Annotated in this window: 1 protein-coding gene; it reads left to right on the top strand. The window is 64.2% G+C overall.

Features of this window, described 5'->3' with window-relative positions; all coding sequences use genetic code 11:
* Positions 1-610: 610 nt before the first annotated feature.
* Positions 611-1840 (top strand): sugar transferase (locus JF66_RS25155; RefSeq protein ID WP_156109909.1); only part of this gene is annotated, 1230 nt, incomplete at its 3' end.

The following is a 1840-nucleotide window of genomic DNA, read 5'->3' as shown; positions in this document are numbered from 1 at the left end:
GAGCCGCGTCTGTGCCTTTATGGCCGTCATAGCAGTCCTGTTCTCTGGTGTGCGGAGCGACCGTCTCAAGGGACCGCAGGGGGTGTGCCTGAAGATTTCGGGAGGAACCAGCACCCTCAAACGACGGGGCATTTGTCGGTGTGGGGCGATTCCTACGCATGGCTCAGATCTCCCTACGGACCAAACTTTGCCACATGCCCCGGGACACTCGCCTCCCCCCAACAAGGGCTAATACGAGTGCAGATCGGCCTAAACGTGCTTTTTCCACCCCCGCGTGGGGTGCACTGGACGTACCCTTCTACCCGTTCCGGCCGACAAGGCGGCCTGGAGCGTTCTCCCGCCGGGCCGGAGCGCGCACGGTACCCCCAATGTGGGGTCACCCCGGCTCGCGGAAAGCGCGGTATGGTCCGCACCAGTTTATGAGGAGCGCAATATGCCTCTGTCGCTCACCCGGCCCCACCGATCCTGTGACCTCTTACAAGCAGGGAAACACTCTTGAACACCTGTGCGACGGGTCAGCGCAAGAGCTGCCCAGTGAAGTCGAACCGAGCCCCTGCCAGCTCGTCGCATCGTCCTGCATCGCTTCCGGCCCGTTCGGGGGTGATGTGGGGTGGCTGAACCATCGCCGCGCGGGCCGGCCTCGATTCCCGGACGGCACCCCCGGCTGAAATTGGTTGAGCAGCAATCGCTCAAGCGGCCTGGACGTGCCATCGACACCCCCGCCTCGGGCGCCGTCTGGTCGCGTCGCTACCGGATGCGGCTGCTCATCACCGACGTGCTTGTCATCGTCCTCGCCGTCGCCGTCGCGCTCGTGGCTCGATTCGGAACGGATGGGCCCACCACGTCGATCGGCCCATTTTATGTGACCTACTCTGCCCTGTCAGTGCTGATCATCGCGGCCTGGATCGCCATCCTCGGTGCGTCGCGCACGCGGGATTCCCGTGTGGTCGGTGTCGGCGCGCGTGAATATAAATTGGTCGTCAACGCGAGCGCACTCGCTTTCGGGCTCCTGGCCATCACATTTCTCATCCTGCAGATCGATATTGCGCGCCGTTTCTTCATCCTTGCACTTCCCCTCGGCGTGGCAGGTCTGCTCCTCGAGCGCTGGCTCTGGCGCAAGTGGTTGCTGCGCCAACGCCGCCAAGGCCACTATCTTGCCCGGGTGATCGTGGTGGGCCATCGGCACGACGTGGAGTACGTCGTGAAACAGATCGATGACAAGTCCGGGGCTGCGTACTACATCGTTGGCGCAGCGTTGAGAGACGCCGACGGTCCGCCGATCGAGGCGGCCGACCACTCGGTGCCCATCGTTTCCGACTTCGCAGGGGTAGCGTCCGCCGCCGGCACCCTTGCTGTCGATACCGTGATCGTGGCCGGGCAGCCCAGCCTCCCCCCGGAGGTCGGCGTAGGGGCGAACAGCGAGTCGACCGGAACAGCAAGCGAGTATGTACGCCAGCTTGCCTGGGACTTGGAGGGCACGTCCGCCGATCTGGTGCTGTCCAGTCGGTTGACGGATGTCGCGGGGCCCCGCATTCATTTCCGTCCCGTTGACGGGCTGCCGCTCATCCACGTGGAGATCCCCCGCTTCGAGGGCGCCCGTCACGTCTTGAAGCGCGGCCTGGATGCCGTTGTTGCGGGGCTCGCTCTCCTTCTGTTATTCCCCGTGCTGCTCGTGATCGCCCTGTCGATCAAGCTCGACAGCCCCGGTCCCGTACTTTTTCGGCAGGAGCGATGCGGTCGCAACGGGCTTACCTTTCGGATCGTCAAGTTTCGGTCAATGGTGCGCTCTGCCGAAGATGACCTCGCCGGTGTGCTCGACCAGAACCAGGCCGCGGGGTTG

The organism is Cryobacterium sp. MLB-32 (assembly GCF_000738085.1).
In the GTDB taxonomy this organism is placed as follows: domain Bacteria; phylum Actinomycetota; class Actinomycetes; order Actinomycetales; family Microbacteriaceae; genus Cryobacterium.
This window is presented reverse-complemented; position numbering and strand designations above follow the sequence as displayed.